Annotated in this window: 20 protein-coding genes; 12 read left to right on the top strand and 8 right to left on the bottom strand. The window is 73.3% G+C overall.

Going from position 1 to position 21330, the window contains the following annotated elements; translation table 11 throughout:
- Complete coding sequence (dapD, locus tag ACFYXK_RS00440) at nucleotides 1-981, top strand: 2,3,4,5-tetrahydropyridine-2,6-dicarboxylate N-succinyltransferase (RefSeq protein ID WP_383508633.1); 981 nt, start codon at nucleotides 1-3, stop codon at nucleotides 979-981.
- Between the two features lie 94 nt (nucleotides 982-1075).
- Here the strand turns inward: dapD and ACFYXK_RS00435 are convergent, their stop codons facing one another.
- The 3 genes from ACFYXK_RS00435 to ACFYXK_RS00425 form a co-directional block, all read right to left on the bottom strand.
- Nucleotides 1076-1330: a hypothetical protein gene (locus ACFYXK_RS00435; protein WP_389409150.1), complete on the bottom strand. Its 255-nt coding sequence runs from the start codon at nucleotides 1328-1330 to the stop codon at nucleotides 1076-1078.
- 214 nt (nucleotides 1331-1544) lie between these two features.
- Entirely contained in the window at nucleotides 1545-1991 is a 447-nt protein-coding gene (locus ACFYXK_RS00430; protein ID WP_389409149.1) for a GNAT family N-acetyltransferase, read from the bottom strand.
- 71 nt (nucleotides 1992-2062) lie between these two features.
- A complete protein-coding gene (locus ACFYXK_RS00425; protein WP_389409148.1) occupies nucleotides 2063-3904 on the bottom strand; it encodes an endonuclease/exonuclease/phosphatase family protein in 1842 nt (613 codons plus the stop codon).
- Between the two features lie 319 nt (nucleotides 3905-4223).
- Between ACFYXK_RS00425 and ACFYXK_RS00420 the strand changes: the two genes are divergently transcribed.
- Complete coding sequence (locus ACFYXK_RS00420) at nucleotides 4224-5696, top strand: hypothetical protein (RefSeq protein ID WP_389409147.1); 1473 nt, start codon at nucleotides 4224-4226, stop codon at nucleotides 5694-5696.
- Between the two features lie 179 nt (nucleotides 5697-5875).
- Nucleotides 5876-7315: an alkaline phosphatase PhoX gene (locus ACFYXK_RS00415; RefSeq protein ID WP_389409146.1), complete on the top strand. Its 1440-nt coding sequence runs from the start codon at nucleotides 5876-5878 to the stop codon at nucleotides 7313-7315.
- Between the two features lie 76 nt (nucleotides 7316-7391).
- On the opposite strand, the gene ACFYXK_RS00410 is transcribed toward ACFYXK_RS00415, so the two are convergent.
- From ACFYXK_RS00410 to ACFYXK_RS00395, 4 genes are all read right to left on the bottom strand, one after another.
- Nucleotides 7392-7568 (bottom strand): hypothetical protein, encoded by a 177-nt coding sequence (locus ACFYXK_RS00410; protein ID WP_166663187.1) that lies wholly within the window; start codon nucleotides 7566-7568, stop codon nucleotides 7392-7394.
- A gap of 112 nt (nucleotides 7569-7680) precedes the next feature.
- Nucleotides 7681-8946, bottom strand: coding sequence for a TerD family protein (locus ACFYXK_RS00405; RefSeq protein WP_389409145.1), 1266 nt, complete (start codon nucleotides 8944-8946; stop codon nucleotides 7681-7683).
- 62 nt (nucleotides 8947-9008) lie between these two features.
- The gene (locus ACFYXK_RS00400; protein WP_266630431.1) at nucleotides 9009-9230 is read right to left on the bottom strand and encodes a hypothetical protein; all 222 of its coding nucleotides are present in this window, start codon (nucleotides 9228-9230) and stop codon (nucleotides 9009-9011) included.
- Between the two features lie 57 nt (nucleotides 9231-9287).
- A complete protein-coding gene (locus tag ACFYXK_RS00395; RefSeq protein WP_389409144.1) occupies nucleotides 9288-10811 on the bottom strand; it encodes an aldehyde dehydrogenase (NADP(+)) in 1524 nt (507 codons plus the stop codon).
- A gap of 147 nt (nucleotides 10812-10958) precedes the next feature.
- Here ACFYXK_RS00395 and ACFYXK_RS00390 point away from each other — a divergent pair, with 147 nt between their 5' ends.
- From ACFYXK_RS00390 to ACFYXK_RS00360, 7 genes are all read left to right on the top strand, one after another.
- Nucleotides 10959-11771, top strand: coding sequence for an IclR family transcriptional regulator (locus ACFYXK_RS00390; protein WP_389409143.1), 813 nt, complete (start codon nucleotides 10959-10961; stop codon nucleotides 11769-11771).
- Between the two features lie 107 nt (nucleotides 11772-11878).
- On the top strand, nucleotides 11879-12868 hold the full coding sequence (locus ACFYXK_RS00385) for a hypothetical protein (RefSeq protein ID WP_389409142.1): 990 nt from the start codon (nucleotides 11879-11881) through the stop codon (nucleotides 12866-12868).
- Between the two features lie 60 nt (nucleotides 12869-12928).
- The gene (locus ACFYXK_RS00380; RefSeq protein ID WP_389409141.1) at nucleotides 12929-14236 is read left to right on the top strand and encodes a sensor histidine kinase; all 1308 of its coding nucleotides are present in this window, start codon (nucleotides 12929-12931) and stop codon (nucleotides 14234-14236) included.
- Nucleotides 14233-14913 (top strand): response regulator, encoded by a 681-nt coding sequence (locus ACFYXK_RS00375; protein WP_389409140.1) that lies wholly within the window; start codon nucleotides 14233-14235, stop codon nucleotides 14911-14913. Before ACFYXK_RS00380 ends, ACFYXK_RS00375 begins: the two co-directional genes overlap by 4 nt.
- Before the next feature lie 62 nt (nucleotides 14914-14975).
- A complete protein-coding gene (locus ACFYXK_RS00370; protein WP_389409139.1) occupies nucleotides 14976-16424 on the top strand; it encodes a peptidoglycan D,D-transpeptidase FtsI family protein in 1449 nt (482 codons plus the stop codon).
- A 62-nt stretch (nucleotides 16425-16486) separates the two neighbouring features.
- Nucleotides 16487-16987: a GNAT family N-acetyltransferase gene (locus tag ACFYXK_RS00365; protein ID WP_389409138.1), complete on the top strand. Its 501-nt coding sequence runs from the start codon at nucleotides 16487-16489 to the stop codon at nucleotides 16985-16987.
- 82 nt (nucleotides 16988-17069) lie between these two features.
- Nucleotides 17070-17777 (top strand): DsbA family oxidoreductase, encoded by a 708-nt coding sequence (locus ACFYXK_RS00360; protein WP_389409137.1) that lies wholly within the window; start codon nucleotides 17070-17072, stop codon nucleotides 17775-17777.
- 77 nt (nucleotides 17778-17854) lie between these two features.
- Here ACFYXK_RS00360 and ACFYXK_RS00355 read toward each other — a convergent pair whose 3' ends face one another.
- The gene (locus tag ACFYXK_RS00355) at nucleotides 17855-18937 is read right to left on the bottom strand and encodes a pyridoxal-phosphate-dependent aminotransferase family protein (RefSeq protein WP_389409136.1); all 1083 of its coding nucleotides are present in this window, start codon (nucleotides 18935-18937) and stop codon (nucleotides 17855-17857) included.
- A gap of 88 nt (nucleotides 18938-19025) precedes the next feature.
- On the opposite strand from ACFYXK_RS00355, the gene ACFYXK_RS00350 reads away from it, so the two are divergent.
- Nucleotides 19026-20114: an amidohydrolase family protein gene (locus ACFYXK_RS00350; RefSeq protein WP_266630449.1), complete on the top strand. Its 1089-nt coding sequence runs from the start codon at nucleotides 19026-19028 to the stop codon at nucleotides 20112-20114.
- 294 nt (nucleotides 20115-20408) lie between these two features.
- A complete protein-coding gene (locus tag ACFYXK_RS00345) occupies nucleotides 20409-21329 on the top strand; it encodes an SCO1860 family LAETG-anchored protein (protein WP_389409135.1) in 921 nt (306 codons plus the stop codon).
- The last annotated feature ends 1 nt before the right edge of the window (nucleotide 21330 follow it).

Here is a 21330-nt window from a genome sequence, read left to right as displayed (position 1 = left end):
ATGACTGCTACGCGTACCACCGGCGCCGTCGCCGCCGGACTTGCCACCATCGCCTCCGACGGCACCGTCCTCGACACCTGGTTCCCCGCCCCCGAGCTGGTCGCCGAGCCCGGCCCGGCCGGCACCGAGCGCCTCACCGCCGACCAGGCCGTGGAGCTGCTGGGCGCCGCCGCGGCCAAGGCGATCCGCCTGGACGCCGTCCGCGACGTCGAGGTCGTAGCCGTCCGCACCGTGATCTCCTCCCTCGAGGACAAGCCGCTGGACGCGCACGACGCGTACCTGCGCCTGCACCTGCTCAGCCACCGCCTGGTCAAGCCGCACGGCCAGAGCCTCGACGGCGTCTTCGGCCTGCTGGCCAACGTCGCGTGGACCTCGCTGGGCCCGGTCGCCGTGGACCAGGTGGAGACCGTACGGCTGAACGCGCGCGCCGAGGGCCTGTACCTCCAGGTCACCTCGATCGACAAGTTCCCGCGGATGACCGACTACGTCGCCCCCAAGGGCGTGCGCATCGCCGACGCGGACCGGGTCCGCCTCGGCGCGCACCTCGCCGAGGGCACCACCGTCATGCACGAGGGCTTCGTCAACTTCAACGCCGGCACCCTCGGCACCTCCATGATCGAGGGCCGCATCTCGGCGGGCGTCGTGGTCGGCGACGGCTCCGACATCGGCGGCGGCGCGTCCACGATGGGCACCCTCTCGGGCGGCGGCAAGCAGATCATCTCGATCGGCGAGCGCTGCCTGATCGGCGCCGAGGCGGGCGTCGGCATCGCGCTGGGCGACGAGTGCATCGTCGAGGCCGGCCTGTACGTGACCGCGGGCACCCGCGTCACCCTCCCGGACGGCCAGATCGTCAAGGCCCTGGAGCTCTCCGGCGCCAGCAACATCCTCTTCCGCCGCAACTCGGTCACCGGCACGGTCGAGGCCCGCCCGAACAACGCGGTCTGGGGCGGCCTGAACGAGGTCCTCCACAGCCACAACTGACGCCCCGCCGCCCTGATCTGCGGCTGAGCCGGCGCCGGTGGTCGCGCCGGCCGGCCTGACGTCCTCCCGCCCCGAGCGCGGGAGGACGGGCCGGTCAGGAGTGGGGGAGGGTGCGGATGAGGCCTGCGAAGGCCTCTTCCTCCGCCTCGGTCAGCTCGACCGACTCCATCGGGTGCGCGGCGGCAGTGCGCTGCGCCGGGATCACCGCGATGCCCTCGAACGCACCGGGCTCCGGATGGTGGGAGCGGGCGCCCCGCACCATGTGGCCGAGGCCGAACACCCAGACGAGGGTGGCCACGAGCAGGACGGCGAGGCCGATTTCCTGGGCGGGGGAGATGGAGGGGAACACGCGGTCCTCCGGGGATACGGGCGGACATGGCCGAGCGTGGGGCACTGTCGAGCGTGGGGACACTCAACACCACAACCCGGGTCGAATGGGTGGTGATGTGGCGAGCATCACGCCAGGGGCGAAAGTCCCTATTGTCAGCAGAATCGAGCCGAACCAGCCCGGACCGAACCGGACCGCACCGGACCGGACCGGACCGCACCGGAGAGTTTCCCGCTCAGTCCGCCAGCCGCAGCTTGAAGCCCTCGTGGCTGCGCGCGAAGCCCAGCCGCTCGTAGAAGCGGTGGGCATCCGCCCGCCGCTTGTTGCTGGTCAGCTGGACCAGGCCGCAGCCGCGCTCGCGCGCCCGCGCCACCGCCAGCCGCATCAGCTCCGCGCCCAGCCCGCCGCCCCGCCGGTCCGCGCGGATGCGCACCGCCTCGACCAGTGCCCGCTCCCGCCCGCCCTGGCCGAGACCCGGGACGTACGTCAGCTGGAGACAGCCGAGCACCGTCCCCGTCCCGCCCTCGCAGAGGACCAGCATCTCGTTGCGGGCGTCCGCCGCGATCGCGGCGAACGCCCGCTCGTGCGCCTCGGTGACCTCGGCCCGCTCCTCTTCGCCGGCGTCGGCCAGCAGGGCCAGTACGGCGGGCAGGTCCTCACGGGTGGCAGTACGGAAGATCATGACCGGAAGTGTGGCAGGGGGCCCGGACGGGACGGCGTCCGGGCCCCCTGCGGCTCAGGTCCGCACCGCGGTCACGGGCGGAAGCGGAGCACCTGCGGGTCGTGGTCGCTGTTCTGCGCCGAGAACTCCGCGTTGATGTGCACGCTGTCGTACGTGAAGTTCTTGACCGCCGGGCTGGTCAGGATCTGGTCGAGCACCTGCGCGTTGCCCTGGTACACGTACGAGTAGCGCTCCGCCTTCGGCAGCGACTTGATCGCCGAGTACAGCGCCCCGCCGTCCTCCAGCGCCTGCGCGGTCGCCGAGAACTCGAAGTCGTTGATGTCGCCGAGGGCGAGGACGTTCGCGTTCTTGTCCGCCGCCAGGAGCTCCTTGACGAAGCCGTTCACGGCCTGCGCCTGCAGCAGGCGCTTGGCCTCCGAGGAGCGGACCGGGGGCTGGTGGGACGAGGTCAGGCCCTCGTCGCCGCCCTTGGAGCCGAAGTGGTTGGCGATCACGAAGACCGTCTTGCCCTTGAAGACGAACTCGCCCGCGAGCGGCTTGCGGCTGTCGGTCCACGCCGGGTTCGCCGGGTCGATCCGGCCGGGGGAGTGGGTCAGGGCGGCCTTGCCCTGCTCCTTGACGACACCGGTCGCGGTCACCGCGTCGCCCGCGGCGCGGTCGGTGAAGGAGACGCGCGCCGGGTTGAACAGGAACACCTGGCGGATGTTGCCGCCGGGCTCGCCGCCGTCCTTGTTGTTCTCCGGGTTGACGGTGCGCCACTGGTACGCCGGGCCGCCGGCCGCGACGATCGCCGCCGTGAACTTCGTCAGCGTCTGCTCCGCCGACACGGTGCCGTCGTTCTTGGCGCCGTTGTCGTCCTGGATCTCCTCCAGCGCCAGGATGTCGGGCGAGGCGAGGTTCGCGACGACGGCCTTCGCCAGGTTGTCGAACTTCTCCTGCGGGTCGCCCGGGTCGAGGTTCTCCACGTTGTACGTGGCCACCGCGAGCTCGTTCGTGGCCTGGGCCTTGGTCTTCTCGGGGGCGAGGGTGCCCGCCTTGACCGTGCCGAGGGTACGGGCCACCAGGGTGTAGCCGCCGAACTGGTTGAAGTCCAGCGGGCCTTCGGTGGTGCCGGTCAGCTTGTCGCCGACGTTGGCCACCGGGAAGGGCTGCTGCGCCAGCGGCGCGAGCTGCTGGATCTGGAGCCGGCCGGTGTTCTGGGACTCGTACGAGCCGTACAGCGTGCCGCCGCGCTTGGCGGTGTTCTCCCAGCCCTTCACCGTGACCCACAGCTCCGCGTGCGGGTCGGTGGCGCCGACCACGCGCGAGGTGCCGATCTTCACGTTCATGCCCTCGAGGGACTCGTAGAAGTCCAGTGCGTAGCGCGAGGGGTCCAGGGTCAGGCCGTTGATGCTGCCGGCGGCGGCCGGGTCGCCCGCCGGGGCGTACTCGGCGGGCACGTTGTACTCGTTGATCACGGTGGTCTCGGGCAGCGCGTTGCCCGAGGAGACGACGGTCACGGTCGGCTTGGAGATCTGGGTGACCGACTGGTTGCCGGAGGAGACGCCGCCGGGGATGTACTCGCCGACCAGGCCGGAGACCTTGACCGCGTCGCCGACGGCGACGGTCGGGACGGAGCTGGTGAAGACGAAGACGCCCTCACTCGTCGCGTCGTTGTCGTCGGCGTCCGGGTCCTGCATCCAGAAACCGCGCGAGCCGTACGTGCGCACGCCGGTCACGATGCCCGCGACATCGGCGACCTGCTTGCCGTTGAGCGGCGATATCCGGGTGGTGCCCTGGATGTCGTGGATGCGTATCGGATCGGCGGACGCGGCGCCTTCGGCGGCGTCGGCGGTGCCCGCGAGCAGGCCGGTGGCCAGAGCGGTGGCGACGAGTGCCGAGACGGCGGCGGAACGGGGATGCGAGGAGCGCATGGTCAGGAACTCCGGTGTGTGGAAGAGACGAGCGAAGGGGGTGATGCGTGGTTTTGGCGGGATACGTGCGGCGGGTCCGCGGCCGGGCCGCAGGGGATCCGCAGGAATCCCGGTGGTTCCCCATAGATCTACGCGCGTCAATTTCCTGTGTGACCAGGGAAGTTGTCAAGGCCTCCAGGGGATACGGAAGCTGACTGTGGGATGAACCAAAGGAGATGACCCGCCGGGCGCGCCCGATATGCGTCTACGCTTGTGCGCCGGACGGCCGCCCGCGGCGGCCGTGCCCACCGCCCCACCGCGTCCGCGAGGAGACCGCCCCATGTCCGCAGAGCCGCACGCCACGCTGCCGCCCGTACGGCTGCCCTCCGATGCGGAACTGGCCCGAGACGCCCTCGTCGCCCCGCTGTTCGCCCGTGCCGTAAGGCTGGCCCGCTGGGCCGGACCGGACACCCGCGTCGACATCGGCGGCGAACTCGTCGCCGCACAGCTGACCGAGGCCGCCGCCGCGCTCGGCTTCGACGCCGCCGACGAGGAGGGCCCGGTGCTCGCGAGCCAGGCCTGGCGCGTGGCCGTGGACACCGGCCTGGTCGACGTGACCGAACCCGAGGACGACGGTGAGGCGGAGTCCGGCACCGCCCTGCCCGGCGAGGACCTGGCCCTGGTGCCCGCAGGCGCGCCCGGCGAGGTGCTCGGCCTGTGGCTCGCCGCCCTGGACACCGTGCTCGCGGACGCGGCCGTGCCCGATCTGGACGGCCTCGTCGACGCGTTGGACGCGGGCGGCGAGATCGACTTCGACCAGCTGGACTGGAACCCGCGCCGCGAGGCGGACTTCCTCGACGGGGTCCTCGCCAACCTCTACCTGCTCACCGTCACCGAGCGCGGCGCCTCGGACCGCCCGGTTCCGCTGCCCGTACTCGCCGCTTCGATGGTCATCCCGCAGGACATGAGCGAGCCGACCGACGCCGTGCTGGAGCAGGTCTCGGACGCGATGATGCGCCTCGACGACCAGTTCCGGCAGCTGGAGCCGATCGGGCTCGTGGAGTTCCGGCCTGTCGACGAGGCGCTGATGGCGGAGGCGGACGACGAGGAGCTCGCCGCCGGTTCGGTGGCGGGCGCCGCCGACGACGAGGACGTCTCCCGGTACGGGATGGTGCGGCTGACCCCGCTCGGCCTGTACGGGATCCGCGCCCGCATGCTGGAGGCCGGGGTCGTCGCCCCCGCCGTCGGAGAGCTGGCCGACAAGGGCGCGGACGCCCTGCTCGACGCCGTCTCCGGCTATCCCGAGGGCGCGGCCCAGGCCGAGATCGAGCAGTGGCTCACGGGCCGCGAACTGCCCGCCGCCGTCGCCGAACTGCTGGCCGCCGCCCGCGGCGCCGACGAGGGCGGCCCGCTGCGCCGGCTGCGCTGCCAGCAGGCCCTCGCCCCGGCCGGTCCTGAGGCCGAGCCCGCGGTCCGCGCGGTGCTGGACGACCCGGAGCTCGGCGGGCTCGCCCGGGTCTGGCTGTCCGAGCGCGGGGTGGCCGACGTACCGGCGCCGGACGGGGCGATGGTGTTCTGGCTGACCGTCGACACGATCGCGGCGCAGCTCGCGGCGGACGGGGAGACGGTGGAACTGCCGCTGCTGATGGAGTCGCTGACCGCGCACCACGCCGGGTTCTTCGACCAGGTCTGGCGGGTGGAGCACCCGGCGACCGCTTACGTGCTGGAGGCGATGGGCCGGCTGCACCCGGACAGGAAGGCCGCGAAGGAGGCCCGCAAGGCCGCCTTCAAGGCTCGCTCCCGCCAGTCCTGACGCACCGGGGAACGGGTGCCGGAACGCGCCGTTCCTGAGCCGGAGTTGGCCATTCCGGCGACCGGGAAGGGGTCGGTTTCCCTTCGTGGGTAGTTCAGCCGCCGTTCACGTGCGGGCGGGAGCGTGTGCGCCGACGACCGCACGACAGGCGCACCACCTCCCCACCCCCTGGAGACCCGATGCCGCTCAGCCGTAGAGACTTCACCGCCCGCACCGTCATCGCCGGCGCGGGAGTCGCGCTCACCGGAACGGTCGGCGCACTCGCCACCGCCCCGGGAGCGCTGGCGGCCGACGACGGCACCCGCCGCGACGAGCACGGGCGGCCCTGCGAGCCCGGCTACGGCCCGCTCCTCCCGGACCCGGCAGGACTGCTCGCCCTCCCCGCCGGATTCGCCTACCGCGTGATCACCCACAGCGGTGTCACCACACTGGAGTCCGGCGAGTCCACGCCGTCCAACCACGACGGCACGGCCGCTTTCGAGGGCCACCGCGGGGTCACCCTCCTCGTCAACAACCACGAGCTCAAGGGCAAGCGGGCGGACTGGGCCCACCCCGTCCCCCTCACCGAGGGCCTGGTCTACGACCCGGCCGCTGCCGGCGGCTGCACGGTCGTCGAGGTCCGGCGCGGCGGAGAGGTCGCCGAATGGGTGGGCGTCGCCGGTACGTCGACCAACTGCGCGGGCGGTGCCACCCCCTGGGGCACCTGGCTGACCTGCGAGGAGACCGAGGACCTCGCCGGCAAGAACGGGATGACCAAGGACCACGGGTACGCGTTCGAGGTCGACCCGCACGACCGCCGAGCCAACCGCGACCCCCAGCCGATCAAGGCCTTCGGCCGGTACGCCCACGAGGCTGTGGTCATCGACCCGCGCCAGGGACACGCCTACCTGACCGAGGACGCCTCCGGCCCCAACGGGCTGCTCTACCGCTGGACCCCGCCGAGCGGCTTCCGCCACGGGCGCGGCAAGCTCCGTACCCTCGCCGCCGACGCCGGCGTGCTGGCCGCCGCCAAGTGCTTCGACAGTGCCGGCCGGTTCGTCGACGACCTCTCGCGCGCCACGAAGACCGGCACCGTCTACGGGGTCGACTGGGTGAACGTGGCGGACCGCGACGCGCGGACGGTGTCGGTGCGCAAGCAGTTCGCGGACGGCGCGGTGACCCGCGCGCGCAAGCTGGAGGGCATGTGGTGGGCCGACGGCGGCGCCTACTTCGTCTCCTCGTACGCGCGTGAGGAGAGCCCGGGTGCGGCGCACGACGGCCAGGTGTGGTTCTACGACCCGAAGCGGCGCACGATCCGGCTGATGGTGCTGCTCGGGGTCAACGCCGACCCGGCCGAGGACGGCTCCTTCGACGGTCCCGACAACATTACGGTCTCCCCGTACGGGGGCCTGGTCATCGCGGAGGACGGCAGCGGACTGCAGCACCTGTTCGGCGCAACCGAGTCGGGACGCACCTACCCGCTGGCGCGCAACGAGCTGAACATCGGGACGGCGCAGAAGCCGGAGTACTCGGAGTTCACGGGGGTCTGCTTCTCCCCGGACGGGCGCACGCTGTACGCCAACATCCAGGAGCCCGGCATCATGCTCGCCATCACCGGACCGTGGCGGCGCGCGCACTGACGCGCCGGCAGCCGGTACCGACGACCGACGGCTGCGCCACCGCCCTCTCACGGGCGGCGGCGCAGCCTTCGATCGTTCACTGAGCGGCGGCGACCTCGGCGCGACTGGCTGCGGCCCATTCCTCGAGCAGGAACTCGTACGCCTCGGAGGGCCACTCCTCGTCCACCCGGGTCTCGACGAGGTGCCGTATCGCCTCGTTCGCCTCAGCGGCGGACGGACGGGCGGGACCCGCGGGCCGGAGTGTGCTGTACATGCCTTCAAGGCTACGGGTGGGCACTGACAGTCACCTCCGGATTAAGGGTGGAATCCATCACCTCGGCCCTCGGGCCGATCGGTCACCGTAGCTCCGCGTGCCGCCCACCTGCTCAGAGTGCCTGTGAGGCGGGTTGGACCATGCCGCGCACTGTGCGCGACTTCACAAAGTCTCCGATCGCCGTCATCTCCCATTCGCCCGAGAACTGGCGAACCAGCTTGGCCATCATGACCCCGGTCTGCGGCTGGGCGCCGGTGAGGTCGAAGCGCACCAGCTCCTCCCCGCTCGCCGCGTCGATCAGGCGGCAGTAGGCCTTGGCGACCTCGGTGAACTTCTGGCCGGAGAAGGAGTTGACCGTGAAGACCAGGCCCGTGGCCTCGGCCGGCAGCCGTCCGAGGTCCACCACGATCACCTCGTCGTCCCCGGCGCCCTCACCGGTGAGGTTGTCGCCCGAGTGCTTGATGGCGCCGCCCAGGATGGACAGCTTGCCGAAGTAGCAGCTGTCGATGTGGTTGCGCTGCGGGCCGTACGCGATGACGGAGGCGTCGAGGTCGATGTCACGGCCGCCGAACGCCGGCTCCCAGCCCAGGCCCATCTTCACCTGGGAGAGCAGCGGGCGGCCGTTCTTGACCAGGGAGACGGTCTGGTTCTTCTGGAGGCTGACCCGGCCCTTGTCGAGGTTGATCTTCCCGGTGCCGGCGGCGGCAGGGGGCGCGGTCGGCGGCGCGGCCGGGGCGGCGGGGGCCGCCGGCGTCGTGGGGGCGCTCGGCCAGGAGGAGGCGGACGGGGCGGACGGCGGCGAGGGGGTCTGGCCCCAGACCGGGGCCGAAGGGGTGACCGGGGCCGCAGGAGCCTGCGGGGCGGCCGCGGGCGGCGGCGCGGCTTCCTCGTCCACGGAGACCCCGAAGTCGGTCGCGATCCCGGCGAGACCGTCGGCGTACCCCTGGCCGACCGCACGCACCTTCCACACGCCGCCGCGCTGGTAGACCTCGACGACCACGAGCGCGGTCTCGGCGCCCAGCTGCGGAGGGGTGAACGTGGCGATCACGGCGCCGCTGTCCGCATGGCGCACGGTGGCGGTGGGCTCGATGCCCTGGAAGGTCTGACCTGCGGCGTCGGGACTGGCCGTGACCACGATCCGCTCGATGCCCGGCGGCAGCGCGCCCGTGTCCACCGTGATCGAGTCCGGCGCCGCCCCGCCGCCGGACCGGTAGCTGACACCGGGCCCGGACGGCTGGTTGTAGAAGATGAAGTCGGCGTCGGAACGCACCTTGCCGTCCGCCGCGAGGAGGAGTCCCGACACGTCGAGCCGCACCGGGGCAGCCACGTCCACCGTCACGCGGACGGTGTTGAGCGGCAGGTTGGAACCTGGGGTCATAGCGGTCATGCCGGGAGAACGACCGGAGGCCCTTTGCCGTTCCCTTACCCTCGCGGCAGATTTCAGCGCCGGTTGCGGGGGTGGTTCTTCGCCGTGCGCTCGTTGCCGAACTTGTACGCGCCGGTCCAGCGCGCCATCACGAGCTGCGCGTCGCCGGACTCCACCTCGGCGAGGAACTTCTCGGCCCGCCCGCCCCGCAGGGTGCTCGCGGCCCGCCCCTGGTGCGTGATGACCACGCTGTTGTCGCTGCGCTGCTCGTACGTGAATCCGTGAGGTCTCGGCATGACCGGCAGCCTGCCCCGGGGCGGGCGGGGCGGGCAACGGGTTTACGGCGGCCCGCCTCAGTCGCCGGTGACGCGGCGCGGCAGCCCCAGCGGGTTCGCCTCCCGCAGCTCCGCCGGAAGCAGCGGGTCCGGCACCGACTGGTAGGCCACCGGCCGCAGCCAGCGCTCGATGGCGGTCCCGCCGACCGAGGTGGAGTGCGAGGTCGCCGCCGGGTACGGGCCGCCGTGGTGCTGGGCCGGGGCAACCGCGACACCGGTCGGCCAGCCGTTGACCACGATCCGCCCGGCCAGCGCCGTGACCTGCGCGATCAGCTCCGCCGCCGGGCCCGGACCGCCGTCGGCCTCGGCCGCGGACAGCTGGAGCGTGGCGCTCAGGTTCCCGGGGAGCAGGCCGAGCACCGACCCGGCCTCGCGCTGGTCGGCGTACCGGACGACCACGGTCACCGGTCCGAAGCACTCCTCGAGCAGCACCTCGTACGCGCCGCCCTCCAGGAGGGTCCCGGCCGGGACGGTCAGGTAGCCCGCGCCGACGGTGTGCTCGCCGCCGGAACCCGGGGTGACGGGCGCGGTGACGCCGGGCAGCGCCGCCCGCTCGCGCACCCCGGAGACGAAGTTCTCCCGCATCCGGTGGTCGAGCAGGACACCCGGCTCGGTCTCGCCGAGGGCCTTCGTCAGCGCGCCGGTGAACCGGTCGCCGTCCGCGCCCTCGGGGACCAGGACCAGGCCCGGCTTGACGCAGAACTGGCCGACCCCGAGGGTGACCGAGCCCGCGAGCCCGGCGGCGATCTCCTCGGCGCGCTCGGCGGCGGCCGCGGGGGTGACCACGACGGGGTTCAGGGAGCCGAGTTCGCCGTGGAAGGGGATGGGGACGGGCCGGGCGGCGGCCGCGTCGAACAGCGCCCGCCCGCCCCGGATGGAACCGGTGAATCCGGCGGCGGAGACGAGCGGGTGGCGGATCAGCTCCAGGCCCGCGTCGAACCCGTGGACGACGCCGACCACGTCGGCCGGCAGCCCGGCCGCCACGGCCGCGCGGCGCAGCAGCGAGGCGCACAGCTCGGAGGTGGCCGGGTGGTCGGGGTGCGCCTTGACGACCACCGGGCAGCCGGCGGCCAGCGCGCTGGCGGTGTCCCCGCCGGGGACGGAGAACGCGAGCGGGAAGTTGGAGGCGGCGTAGACCGCGACCACGCCCAGCGGCACCTTGTAGCGGCGCAGTTCGGGGCGCGGCGGGACGGCGGCGGCGTCGGCGCGGTCGATGCGGATGTCGAGGTAGGAGCCCTCGTCCACGGCATCGGCGAAGGCCCGCAGCTGGCCGGTGGTGCGGGCGAGCTCGCCGGTGAGCCGGCCCGGCCCGAGGGCGGTCTCGGCGTCGGCGGCCTCGATCACGTGGTCCGCGGCCTGGTCGAGCAGCTCGGCGGCGGCGCGCAGGAAGGCCGCGCGGGCGGTGCGGTCGGCGAGCGCGCCGCGGGCGGCATGGGCGGCGCGCACGGCCTCGTCCACCTCGCCGGATGTGGCTTCCACCGCAACCTGTTCGCGCTGCTTCCCGGTACGGGGGTCCACACTCCAGACTGGTGTTGCTGCCATGGCGCACTGCCTCCTGGATCTACGCTGACCCGCGCGGTGGCGTTCAGTATTCTGAACGCCGTTCCGATGGATGAATGATCACATCCGCTCCGGACTCTATTTCCGGGCCTTCCGCGTTGACAAGAGACAAGAGGGGCAAGAAGGCGAATGACCACAGCTGAGCCGGACCGGTCCGCCGCGGAACCGGAGGGGCCGGGGGGCCCGGGGGCACCGGCCGCCGTCAAGTCGGCCGTCCGCACGGTCCTGTTGCTGGAGCACTTCGCGGCGCGGCCCGGGCTGCACAGCCTGGCCGACATCCAGCACGACCTCTCGCTGCCCAAGTCGAGCCTCTACATGCTGCTGCGCACGCTGGTGAACCTGGGGTGGGTGGAGACGGACGCGACGGGCACGCGGTACGGCATCGGCGTACGGGCCCTGCTCGTCGGCAGCTCGTACATCGACGGGGACGAGGTCGTCGCCGCGGCGCGGCCGACCCTGGACCGGCTCTCCGACGACACCACCGAGACCATCCACCTGGCCCGGATGGACGGCACGAGCGTCGTCTACCTGGCCACCCGCCAGTCCCAGCACTACCTGCGGCCGTTCACCCGGGTCGGGCGGCGGCTGCCCGTGCACTCGACGGCGCTCGGCAAGGCCCTGCTGGCGACCCACTCCGACGCGGAGGTACGGGCGCTCCTGCCGCGGCGGCTGGAGGCGGTCACCGAGCACACGATCACCGACCGGGAGCGGCTCGTCGACGAGTTGGCGCTGGTACGGGAGCAGGGCTACGCGGTGGACCGCGAGGAGAACACGCTCGGGCTGCGGTGTTTCGGGGTGGCCGTGCCGTACCGGACGCCGGCCCGGGACGCGGTGAGCTGCTCGGTGCCGGTGGCCCGGCTGACGGCGGGCCACGAGCAGAAGATCAAGGCGGCGCTGTTCGAGGCGCGGGACCGGCTGTCGGTGGCGACCCGGCGCATGTGAGGCGGTGGACGTCGGCCCGCCGCAGGTGAACCGTCTCCCCCGGGCGGGGGAGACGGTTCACCTTCACGGGGGAGGTGGCGGGGCGCGGCGCACGCGACCGTTGAGTCATGAACACACGAGTGGTGCACACCGACGAGACGACGTACGCGGGTCGGCCGCAGGCGTCCGGCCCGGGGACCGGGCGCAGGGTCCTGCAGGCGGCGGCCGTGGCCGCCACCGTGCCGTACCTGTGCCTCAAGGGCGCCTGGCTGGCGGGGAGCCACATCGGGATACCCGACGGCAGCGTGCTGCTGGAGCCCGGGATGTTCTTCAAGGCGGCGAACGCCGTCACCCTGGCCATGGACGCGGCCGTCATCGTGCTCGTACTGGTGTTGACCCGGCCCTGGGGCATACGGGTTCCGTCCTGGCTGCTGACCGTCCCGGTCTTCGTCGCCACCGGACTGCTCGTGCCGATCGTCGTGGCGTTTCCCGCCCAACTCCTCCTGGGGGCCGTGGGCCTGGGGCCGGACGCGGCCGCGCAGGCGGCCAAGGAGCCCTTCCTCGACCCCTGGGTGTTCAACGTCGTCTACACCGGCTTCATCGTGCAGGCCATGGCCCTGGCCGGGCTGTTCGTCCCCTACGCGCGGCGGCGCTGGGGCAGCCTGTGGCAGGGCGTCCAGGGCGAGCGGCTCCCGTCACCCACGGGGGTGGTGGCGGGAGCCGCGGCGCTGATGGCCGTGGCCGTCGCGGCGATGCATCTCACCTGGGCCTTCGGCGGCACGGCCGGGCTGAGTGCTTCACAGATGGCGCAGTTCAATCCCCAGACCGGTGCCGTGTTCGCCACCCACGGGATATGCGCGCTGGTCGCGGGGGCGAGTGCGGTGAACCTGGCCCGGGGCGGAGCCCGGCAGGCCCGCTGGGCGCTGGCCGTCGCGTGGACCGGATCGGCGGCCGCGGCCGGTTGGGGCCTGTGGCTGCTGATCTCCGCGACGGGCACCACCGATCCCGCGAAGGCGGTCACCACCGCGATGGTCCTGACCTACGCTGGCCAAATGATCACCGGTCTGCTCGGCGCCGCCGTCGTGGTCCGCTTCCTCGCCTCACGCCGCACCGGGTGAGACGGGCGCGGTGCGGGCGGGCCCGGACCGAGGGGGGCGACGATGCCGGGGGGCTGCGGGATGCGGGCGGTGACGCGGGCCGGCGCGGCCCGGCTGCTGGGGGCCAGGGCTCGGCTGCGCTGGGTGCACCTGATCCTGGGCGGGGCCCTGCTGATGCCGTACTTCCTCCTCGCCCAGGTGGTGGTCAGTGTCGTGGCGGGCGAGGGCAACGTCTTCGGCTCCACCCCGCTCACCTTCGCCTCGTACGGGCTCTCCCTGCCCATGGCCGCGGTGACCGCCCTCTTCGGGCTCGTCCGGCCGATGTCGGTGGGCGCCGTACGGGCCCTGTGCGGGGTGCCGGGCGAGCGGCTGGCGGAGGGTCCGGCCCGGTCCTGGGCCGCCCGGGGGCGGACCTCGGCCTGGTGGACCCTGCACGTGGGGGTCGGCGCGGCGATCAGCGGGATGAGCCTCGCGGTGCCGCCCATGGCGGGCGTGCTGATCGCGCTGCCCTTCGTGAAGGCGCTGCGGGAGACGCCCATGGGGCTGGGCTGGTTCAGCACCGGCACCGCGCCGTACGCCGCCCCGCTGCTCGGGATCGGGCTGCTGTGCGGGCTCGTCCTGTGCGCCGCCGGGGCCGGGGCGCTGCTGGCCCGGCTGGCACCCGTACTGCTCGGGCCGACGGCGGCGGACCGGCTGGCCGCGGCCGAGGAACGGGCGGCCGACCTGGCCGTGCGCAACCGGCTCGCCCGGGAGCTGCACGACGCGGTCGGGCACGCCCTGAGCGCCGTCACCCTCCAGGCGGTCGCCGCCCGGCGCGTGCTCGACAGCGACCCCGGGTTCGTACGGGAGGCACTGGCCGCGATCGAGGACACCACCCGGCGGACGGTGGGCGAGCTGGACGCCGTGCTGGGCCTGCTGCGGGACGGCGACCCGGCCCGGCCCGACGCGGCGCCCGCGCCGACCCTCGCCGCCGACCTCGACGGGCTGCTGGCCCGCACCCGGGCCGCCGGCACCGCCGTCACCGCCCACCAGGGCCCCGGACCGGCCGGGGACTGGGCGCAGCTCCCGGCGATCGCCTCCCGCGAGGCGTACCGGATCGTCCAGGAGGGCCTGAGCAACGCCCTGCGCCACGGCGCGGGCCCCGTCGAGCTGCGGATCGCCGTACAGGGCCGGCAGGACGGCACCGGCGCCACCCACCGTGAACTGGAGATCACCATGACCAATCCGCCGGGAACAGCCGACGGGCAGCAGCCCCGCACCACCGGGGGCCGCGGGCTGCGCGGCGCCGCCGAGCGGGCCACCCTGCTGGGCGGCCACGTCGAAGCGGGCCCGCACCAGGGGCTGTGGCGGCTGCGGGCCGTCCTGCCGCTCGGCGGGGGGTCCCGATGAGCGCGGGGCCCGCGCAGCGGCGGCCTGCGCTGCGCATCGTGCTCGCCGACGACGAGCGCATGGTCCGCACCGCCCTGCGGGTGATCCTCGAGGCCGAACCGGACCTGGAGGTGGTCGGGGAGGCGGCCTCCGGCGCCGAAGCCGTCCCCCTGGTCCGCTCCCTGGCCCCCGACGTGGTGCTGATGGACGTCCGGATGCCGGAGATCGACGGCATCCGGGCCACCGAGCAGATCATCGCCGGCATGTCCGAACCGCCCCGGATCGTGGTCGTCACCACCTTCGAGAACGACGCGTACGTCTACGACGCGCTGCGCGCGGGCGCCTCCGGGTTCCTCCTCAAGCGGGCCGACCCCGACGAGCTGATCGGTGCGGTCCGCCTCGTCGCCCGCGGCGACTGCCTGCTCTTCCCGGCGGCCGTCCGCTCGCTCGCCGCGTCGTACGCCCCCGGGGCCGCGAGTCCCGCCGCCCCCTGGGTGGCCCGGCTCACCGAGCGGGAGGCCGACGTACTGCGCCTGATGGCCACCGGGCTGTCCAACCACGAGATGAGCGAACGCCTCGGCGTCGGCCCCCAGACGGTCAAGACCCACGTCGCCGCGGTCCTGTCCAAGACCGGCTCCCGCGACCGCACCCAGGCGGTCATCGCGGCCTACGAGGGCGGCTTCATGAAGAAAGGCTGAGAACCCCGCCACAATCGGGGCAGAGCGGAACGACCGAGGGCCTTGGCACGTCCTTCTGGGGGATGAACAAGACGATCAGGCGTGCGTCGGTCTTCTGTCTGCTCCTGGTGCTGGCCCTTTTGGTGCGGGTCACCTGGGTGCAGGCCTACCAAGGCCAGGCCCTCGCAGACAACGAGAACAACCGGCGGAACCTCATCGGGCAGTACGAGAACCCGCTGGGCAACATCATCGTGGGCGGGGAGGCGATCACCGGCTCGGTGAAGACGGACGGAAAGGACTTCGGGTACAAGCGGACGTACGTCGAGGGTCCGCTCTACGCGCCGCTCACCGGCTACAGCTCCCAGGCCTTCGGCACGAGCATGCTGGAAGGCGTCTACAAGAAGATCCTGAACGGTTCCGACGACCGGCTCAAGACCGTGATGGACATGCTCACCAACAAGCGGGCCGCGCCGGGCAACGTGCTGACCACGGTCGACAAGGGCGTGCAGAAGGCCGCGTACGACGCGCTCCAGGGCAAGCAGGGCGCCGCCGTCGCCATCGATCCGGCGACCGGCGAGATCCTCGCCATCGTGAACAACCCCTCCTTCGACCCGGGCAGCATCACGGGCGCCAACGACAAGGCGGCCTGGGAGAAGCTGATCGAGGACAAGGGCAAGGCGATGGAGAACGTGGCCCTGCGCAAGCCGCAGGCACCCGGCTCCACCTTCAAGCTGGTCACCCTGGCGGCGGCCATCGAGAACGGGCTGGTCACCGACATCGACACGCCGACCGGCACCCCGGACCCGTACACGATCCCCGGGACCCGGACCCTGCTGCCCAGCGAAGCGGGCTCCGCGGCCTGCAACAACGTCTCCGCGCGCACCGCCCTGCGGCTGTCCTGCAACAACGTGTTCGCGGAGCTGGCGCACAAGCTCGGCCAGGACAAGATGCGGGCGATGGCCGAGAAGCTCGGCTTCAACACGGAGATCGCGACGCCCGTCACCGCCCGTCCGGCGAGCAAGTACCCGACGAAGAAGATGTCGGTCGACCAGGTCGCGCAGACCGGTATCGGCCAGTTCGACGTGCAGGCCACCCCGCTCCAGATGGCGATGGTGACCGCCGCGATCGAGAACGGCGGCAAGCTCGTCGCCCCGCACTCGGTCTCCGAGGTCACCGACGCGAACGGCAACGTGCTGGAGAGCTTCAAGAACCCGAAGTCCGAGCAGGTCATGAGCGCCAGGACCGCGTCGATGCTGCAGGACGCCATGCGGACGGTCGCGACCGAGGGCGGCGGCAAGCCCGCGCAGGTGGCGGGCGCCGAGGTGGGCGGCAAGACCGGCACCGCGCAGCGCGGCGTGAACAACAGCCTGCCGCCGCTGGCCTGGTTCACCTCGTACGGCAAGCAGGGCGGCAAGCAGATCGCGGTCGCCGTGGTGATCGAGAACTCGGACACCGACCGCTCCGAGATCGGCGGCGGCAGGCTCGCCGCCCCCATCGCCCAGAAGATGATGGAGGCGTGGCTGAAGAAGTAGCCGCGCCGGCCGCCACGGGGCGCGCCGGGAACCGACACGGTTCCCGGCGCGTTTCCCTTCCCATGATCAGGACCGCGCAACCCGCAGACCTCGACGCCATAGCCGCCCTCCACAGCCGGGCCCGGGCCACCTACTACCGCGGCCGCGTCCCCGAGCAGGCCTACGCAGGCGCAGCCGAACTCGCGCGGACCCGCGAGGGCTGGTCCCGGGCCGTCGCGCGGGCCGCCGCCGACGGCGGGGTGCTCTGCGCGGAGCAGGACGGCGAGCTCACCGGGGTCGCCGCCTTCCGCACCGCGGACGGCGAGAGCACCCTCACCCAGCTGCACGTCGACCCGGTCCACTGGCGCCGGGGCACCGGAGCCGCCCTGCACGCCGCCTGCCTCGACGCCTGGCGGCTGGCCGGTGTGGAGCGGGCCCGGCTGGAGGTCTACGAGCACAACCTCCGGGCCCAGGCCTTCTACGCCCGCCACGGCTGGCGCCCGGATCCGGCCGGGGCCGGGCGGTCCGGCTCCCACCTCACGCTCTGGCTCAGCGTCGGCCCGCAGGCCGCGTCCGGGGAATGAGACGCCGCGCCAGGTGGTTGAAAGGGAAACCGCCGCGGCTCGCAGCCGCGGCCTCCCAATGAACCCGGAGAGAAGAAGGATCATGCGCGTCGAGATCTGGAGCGACATCGCCTGCCCCTGGTGCTACATCGGCAAGGCCCGTTTCACCAAGGGGCTGGCCGAGTTCGCGCACCGCGACGAGGTGGAGGTCGTCTTCCGGTCCTTCGAGCTCGACCCGAGCAGCCCGAAGGGCAGCACGGCGCCGGTCCTGGAGATGCTCGCCAAGAAGTACGGCCGCACCCTCGACGAGGCGCGCGCGATGGAGGAGCACGTCGCCGCCAGCGCCCGCGCCGAGGGGCTGACGTACCGCACCGACGGCCGCGACCACGGCAACACGTTCGACATCCACCGCCTGCTGCACCTGGCTGCCGCCCGCGGCCGCCAGGAGGAGCTGCTCGACCTCGCCTACCGGGCGAACTTCGCCGAGGAGCGGTCGGTCTTCGACCCCGAGGTGCTGGTCGCCCTCGCGGTCGAGGCGGGCCTGGACGAGGCGGAGGCCCGTACGGTCCTCGCGGACGACTCCGCGTACGCGGCGCAGGTGCGGGCGGACGAGCGCGAGGCGGCGGAACTCGGCGCCAACGCCGTGCCGTTCTTCGTCCTCGACCGCCGCTACGGCATCTCCGGCGGGCAGCCGGCGGAGGTGTTCACGCAGGCGCTGGAGCAGGCGTGGGCGGGCCGCGAGCTCACCGAGCCGGCCCCCACGGCCGACGCCTGCGACCCCGAGGGCGCCTGCGCCGTCCCGCAGGCCTGACCCCTCCCGGCCCGGCCGGCCGACGGGACCCGGACCGGGGCTGCGCCCCTTCCCGGGTCCCCGGCCGGCCGGACGGCTCAGTGCAGGGCTTCCGCCCAGGCGGCTTCCGCCGCGGCCACGGCCTCGGACGGGTCCGCCGACAGGGCGCAAGACAGGGCCGTCAGGGAGGTCAGGACCGTCTGCAGCGACGCGTCCCGGCCGTAGTGGTTCACCCGGACCATCTCCCGGGCCAGCGCGCCGCCGCCCGCCGCGAGCGGGGCCGCCGGGTCGGCGGCGAGGGCCTTGGCCACCACCAGCGAGGCGTCCGGCACCCGCAGCGTCGTGGCCACCGGTGCCGCCTGCGAGGCCCGGCCGACGTACGGGGCGAGGCCCAGCGCCACCGCGCCCGCCCGGGTCGCCGCCGCGGCCGCCGCGTGGCGGGCCGTCACCGCGGGCAGGCCCTCGGCCGCGATCCGGTCCAGGCAGGCCTCCAGCGCCAGCATCTCCAGCTGCGCCGGGGCGTGGGGCAGCGCCGTGCGGCCCGCGTCGATCCAGCGCTCCTTCCAGTCCAGGAGGGAGAGGTACGAGCGCCGCGGAGCGGCCGGGTTCTGCGCGAAGCGGGCCCACGCCCGCTCCGAGACCGACACCGCCGAGACACCCGCCGGGCCGCCCATCGCCTTCTGGGCGCCGATCACGCACAGGTCCACGCCCCACGCGTCCGGGAGCAGCGCCTCCGCGCCCACCGACGCCACCGCGTCCAGCATGAACAGTGCGCCGTGGGCCCGTACAGCCTCGCCGATCTCCGCGACCGGGTTCGTGTTGCCGGTCGCCGCCTCCGCGTGGACCAGGGACACGAAGTCGATCTCCGGGCGGTCGGCCAGGGCGCGCGCCACCGCGTCCGCCGTCACCGCCGTGTCGAAGGGGACCGCCAGGTCCACCACGTCGGCCCCGCAGTCGCGCAGCCAGTTGCCGAAGGTGGTCCCGTACGGCCCGGTCACGACGTTCAGCGCCGTCGAACCGGGCCGCGCCCCGGAGCGGATGCACCCCTCCAGCGGCAGCAGCGCCTCGCCCTGGGTGATCACCACGTCCTCGCGGGTGCCGAGCAGGTCCGCGACCCCCTGCTCGATCTGCGCGAAGCGCTCGGCGGTGAGCGGCGGAAGGTCCAGGAGGGGGTGGTTCACGGCGGTGCTCTCTTCGTCCGGGGCGTCTGGTCCGGGGCGTTCGGGGTGACCGCATGAGCCTACCCAGCACGCACGTACAGTGCGGGACATGACCGATGACGTGCTGCATGTGAAGGGGCGTGTGCTCGTCGGGCCCGACGACGCGCGCGACGAGCTCTGGGTGGTCGGCGGCCGGATCTCCTACGAACGCCCGCACGGGGCCCGCGAGATCACCACGGTGTCCGGCTGGGCCCTGCCCGGCCTGGTCGACGCGCACTGCCACGTGGGGCTGGACGCCCACGGCCCGGTCGACGCGGAGACCGCCGAACGGCAGGCCCTGACCGACCGCGACGCCGGCACCCTGCTCATCCGCGACGCCGGATCGCCCTCCGATACCCGCTGGATCGACGACCGCGAGGACCTGCCGAAGATCATCCGGGCCGGTCGGCACATCGCCCGCCCGCGCCGCTACATCCGCAACTTCGCCCACGAGATCGAGCCGTCCGACCTCGTCGCGTACGTGGGCCGCGAGGCGCAGCGCGGCGACGGCTGGGTGAAGCTGGTGGGAGACTGGATCGACCGCGAGGTCGGGGACCTGGCGCCCTGCTGGCCGCGGGCCGAGGTCGAGGCGGCCATCGCCGAGGCGCACCGGCTGGGCGCCCGGGTCACCGCGCACTGCTTCGCGGAGGACTCGCTGCGCGACCTGGTCGAGGCGGGCATCGACTGCATCGAGCACGCCACCGGGCTCACGGAGGACACCATTCCGCTGTTCGCGGAGCGCGGTGTGGCGATCGTCCCGACGCTCGTGAACATCGCGACGTTCCCGAAGATGGCGGCGGGCGGCGAGGCCAAGTTCCCGCGCTGGTCGGCGCACATGAGGCGGTTGCACGAGCGCCGGTACGACACCGTACGGGCCGCCTACGACGCGGGCATCGGCGTGTACGTCGGCACCGACGCGGGGGGTTCCCTGCCGCACGGCCTGGTCGCGGCGGAGGTCTCGGAGCTGGTGCGGGCCGGGATCCCGGCCCTGGAGGCGCTCTCGGCGACGACCTGGGCGGCACGCGAGTGGCTCGGCAGGCCAGGCCTGACCGAGGGGGCGCCGGCGGACCTCGTGGTCTACGACGCCGACCCGCGGGCCGACGTACGGGCGCTGGCGCAGCCGCGGCGCGTGGTCGTGAACGGCAAGGTCCGGGCCTGAGCGCAGGGTTGACGCGTGCGTGACGCCGGCGCCCCGGCGGTCGTTGTGAACGGCCGCCCGGGGCGCCGGCGTCGGCGTATTCCCCTCCGCCCTGTGGCGGAAAAGAACTCCCGTTCTTCGTGATGCGCAGTTAATCGAATACGTGCATGGAAACCACCCTTTGGGGTGAACTCACCCCGGGTTGCCGCCCGTTCACTCTCCGTGCGTAAAGATTCCGAGGGTCAGAGGCCGTCGGCGCGCGATGTCCCCCATTGGCGGCGCGACGGCTCCCATCTCCCCGGGGGTTCCACCACCTTGAACAGCAACACCTTCCGCATGCCCGCAGCCGTCCTGCTCGCCACGGGAGCGGTCGCCCTGCTCACCGCCCCGCCCGCTTCCGCCACCGCGGGCGCCGGCTCCACGGGCGGCGGCGAGGGCAAGGCCGGCGCGGTCGTCCTGCGCGCCGGACTGGACGTGGGCCTGCTCAACAAGACCGTCCACGTGCCGCTGAAGACCACCCTCAACGAGGTCAGCGCCCCCGCGACGGCCCAGAAGACCGCCCTCTCCGTGACATTGGACGGGGTCGAGGGAGGGCAGCCGGTGAGCGTGCTGCGCGCCGACGTGGCCACCTCCAAGGCGACCGCGGACACGAACCGCGCCGAGGCGGAGGCCAACCTGGCCAACGCCACGGTGCACGTGCCCGGGCTGCCGCAGCTCTCCCTCGTCCAGGTGGAGAAGGTCACCTCCAAGGCCGTGTGCGAGGCCGGCAAGAAGCCCGTGGCCGACTCGAACGTACTGGGCACGGTGACCGCGCTCGGCAAGAAGGTCACCCTCTCGGCGGGCGGCCCGACCAAGATCGAGGTCCCCAAGGTGGGCCTGGTCAGCCTGGAGCTCTCCGGCACCGAGACCACGTCCACCACGGCCGCCGCGGCGGCGCTCCGGCTGAAGGTGTCCGTGAACCCGCTGGACCTCAACGTGGCGCAGGTCGAGGGCGAGATCGTGCTCGCCGAGGCGCACTGCGAGACCCCGGCCGGGCCGGCCCCGGAGCCTTCGGCGAAGCCCGACGTCAAGGCGCAGACGGCCGCCTCCGGGACCGGGGCCGCCCTCACCACCGACGCCAACCTGGCCGAGACCGGCGGCGGTTCGACGACCCCGTACGTCGCGGGCGGTGCACTGGTCCTGCTCGGCGTCGGCGCGACCGCGCTGGTCGTGACCCGGCGCGGCCGCAGCCAGTGAG

The sequence above is a fragment of the Streptomyces sp. NPDC002209 genome (assembly GCF_042890265.1).
Classification (GTDB): domain Bacteria; phylum Actinomycetota; class Actinomycetes; order Streptomycetales; family Streptomycetaceae; genus Streptomyces.
Note: the sequence above shows the minus strand (reverse complement) of the source record. Positions and strands in the feature narration are given on the sequence as shown.

Coding starts and splice junctions, on each gene's coding strand:
- dapD (WP_383508633.1), top strand. CDS start 1: ATGACTGCTACGCGTACCACCGGCGCCGTCGCCGCCGGACTTGCCACC.
- ACFYXK_RS00430 (WP_389409149.1), bottom strand. CDS start 1,991: ATGATCTTCCGTACTGCCACCCGTGAGGACCTGCCCGCCGTACTGGCC.
- ACFYXK_RS00425 (WP_389409148.1), bottom strand. CDS start 3,904: ATGCGCTCCTCGCATCCCCGTTCCGCCGCCGTCTCGGCACTCGTCGCC.
- ACFYXK_RS00420 (WP_389409147.1), top strand. CDS start 4,224: ATGTCCGCAGAGCCGCACGCCACGCTGCCGCCCGTACGGCTGCCCTCC.
- ACFYXK_RS00415 (WP_389409146.1), top strand. CDS start 5,876: ATGCCGCTCAGCCGTAGAGACTTCACCGCCCGCACCGTCATCGCCGGC.
- ACFYXK_RS00410 (WP_166663187.1), bottom strand. CDS start 7,568: ATGTACAGCACACTCCGGCCCGCGGGTCCCGCCCGTCCGTCCGCCGCT.
- ACFYXK_RS00405 (WP_389409145.1), bottom strand. CDS start 8,946: ATGACCCCAGGTTCCAACCTGCCGCTCAACACCGTCCGCGTGACGGTG.
- ACFYXK_RS00400 (WP_266630431.1), bottom strand. CDS start 9,230: ATGCCGAGACCTCACGGATTCACGTACGAGCAGCGCAGCGACAACAGC.
- ACFYXK_RS00395 (WP_389409144.1), bottom strand. CDS start 10,811: ATGGCAGCAACACCAGTCTGGAGTGTGGACCCCCGTACCGGGAAGCAG.
- ACFYXK_RS00390 (WP_389409143.1), top strand. CDS start 10,959: ATGACCACAGCTGAGCCGGACCGGTCCGCCGCGGAACCGGAGGGGCCG.
- ACFYXK_RS00385 (WP_389409142.1), top strand. CDS start 11,879: ATGAACACACGAGTGGTGCACACCGACGAGACGACGTACGCGGGTCGG.
- ACFYXK_RS00380 (WP_389409141.1), top strand. CDS start 12,929: ATGCGGGCGGTGACGCGGGCCGGCGCGGCCCGGCTGCTGGGGGCCAGG.
- ACFYXK_RS00375 (WP_389409140.1), top strand. CDS start 14,233: ATGAGCGCGGGGCCCGCGCAGCGGCGGCCTGCGCTGCGCATCGTGCTC.
- ACFYXK_RS00370 (WP_389409139.1), top strand. CDS start 14,976: ATGAACAAGACGATCAGGCGTGCGTCGGTCTTCTGTCTGCTCCTGGTG.
- ACFYXK_RS00365 (WP_389409138.1), top strand. CDS start 16,487: ATGATCAGGACCGCGCAACCCGCAGACCTCGACGCCATAGCCGCCCTC.
- ACFYXK_RS00360 (WP_389409137.1), top strand. CDS start 17,070: ATGCGCGTCGAGATCTGGAGCGACATCGCCTGCCCCTGGTGCTACATC.
- ACFYXK_RS00350 (WP_266630449.1), top strand. CDS start 19,026: ATGACCGATGACGTGCTGCATGTGAAGGGGCGTGTGCTCGTCGGGCCC.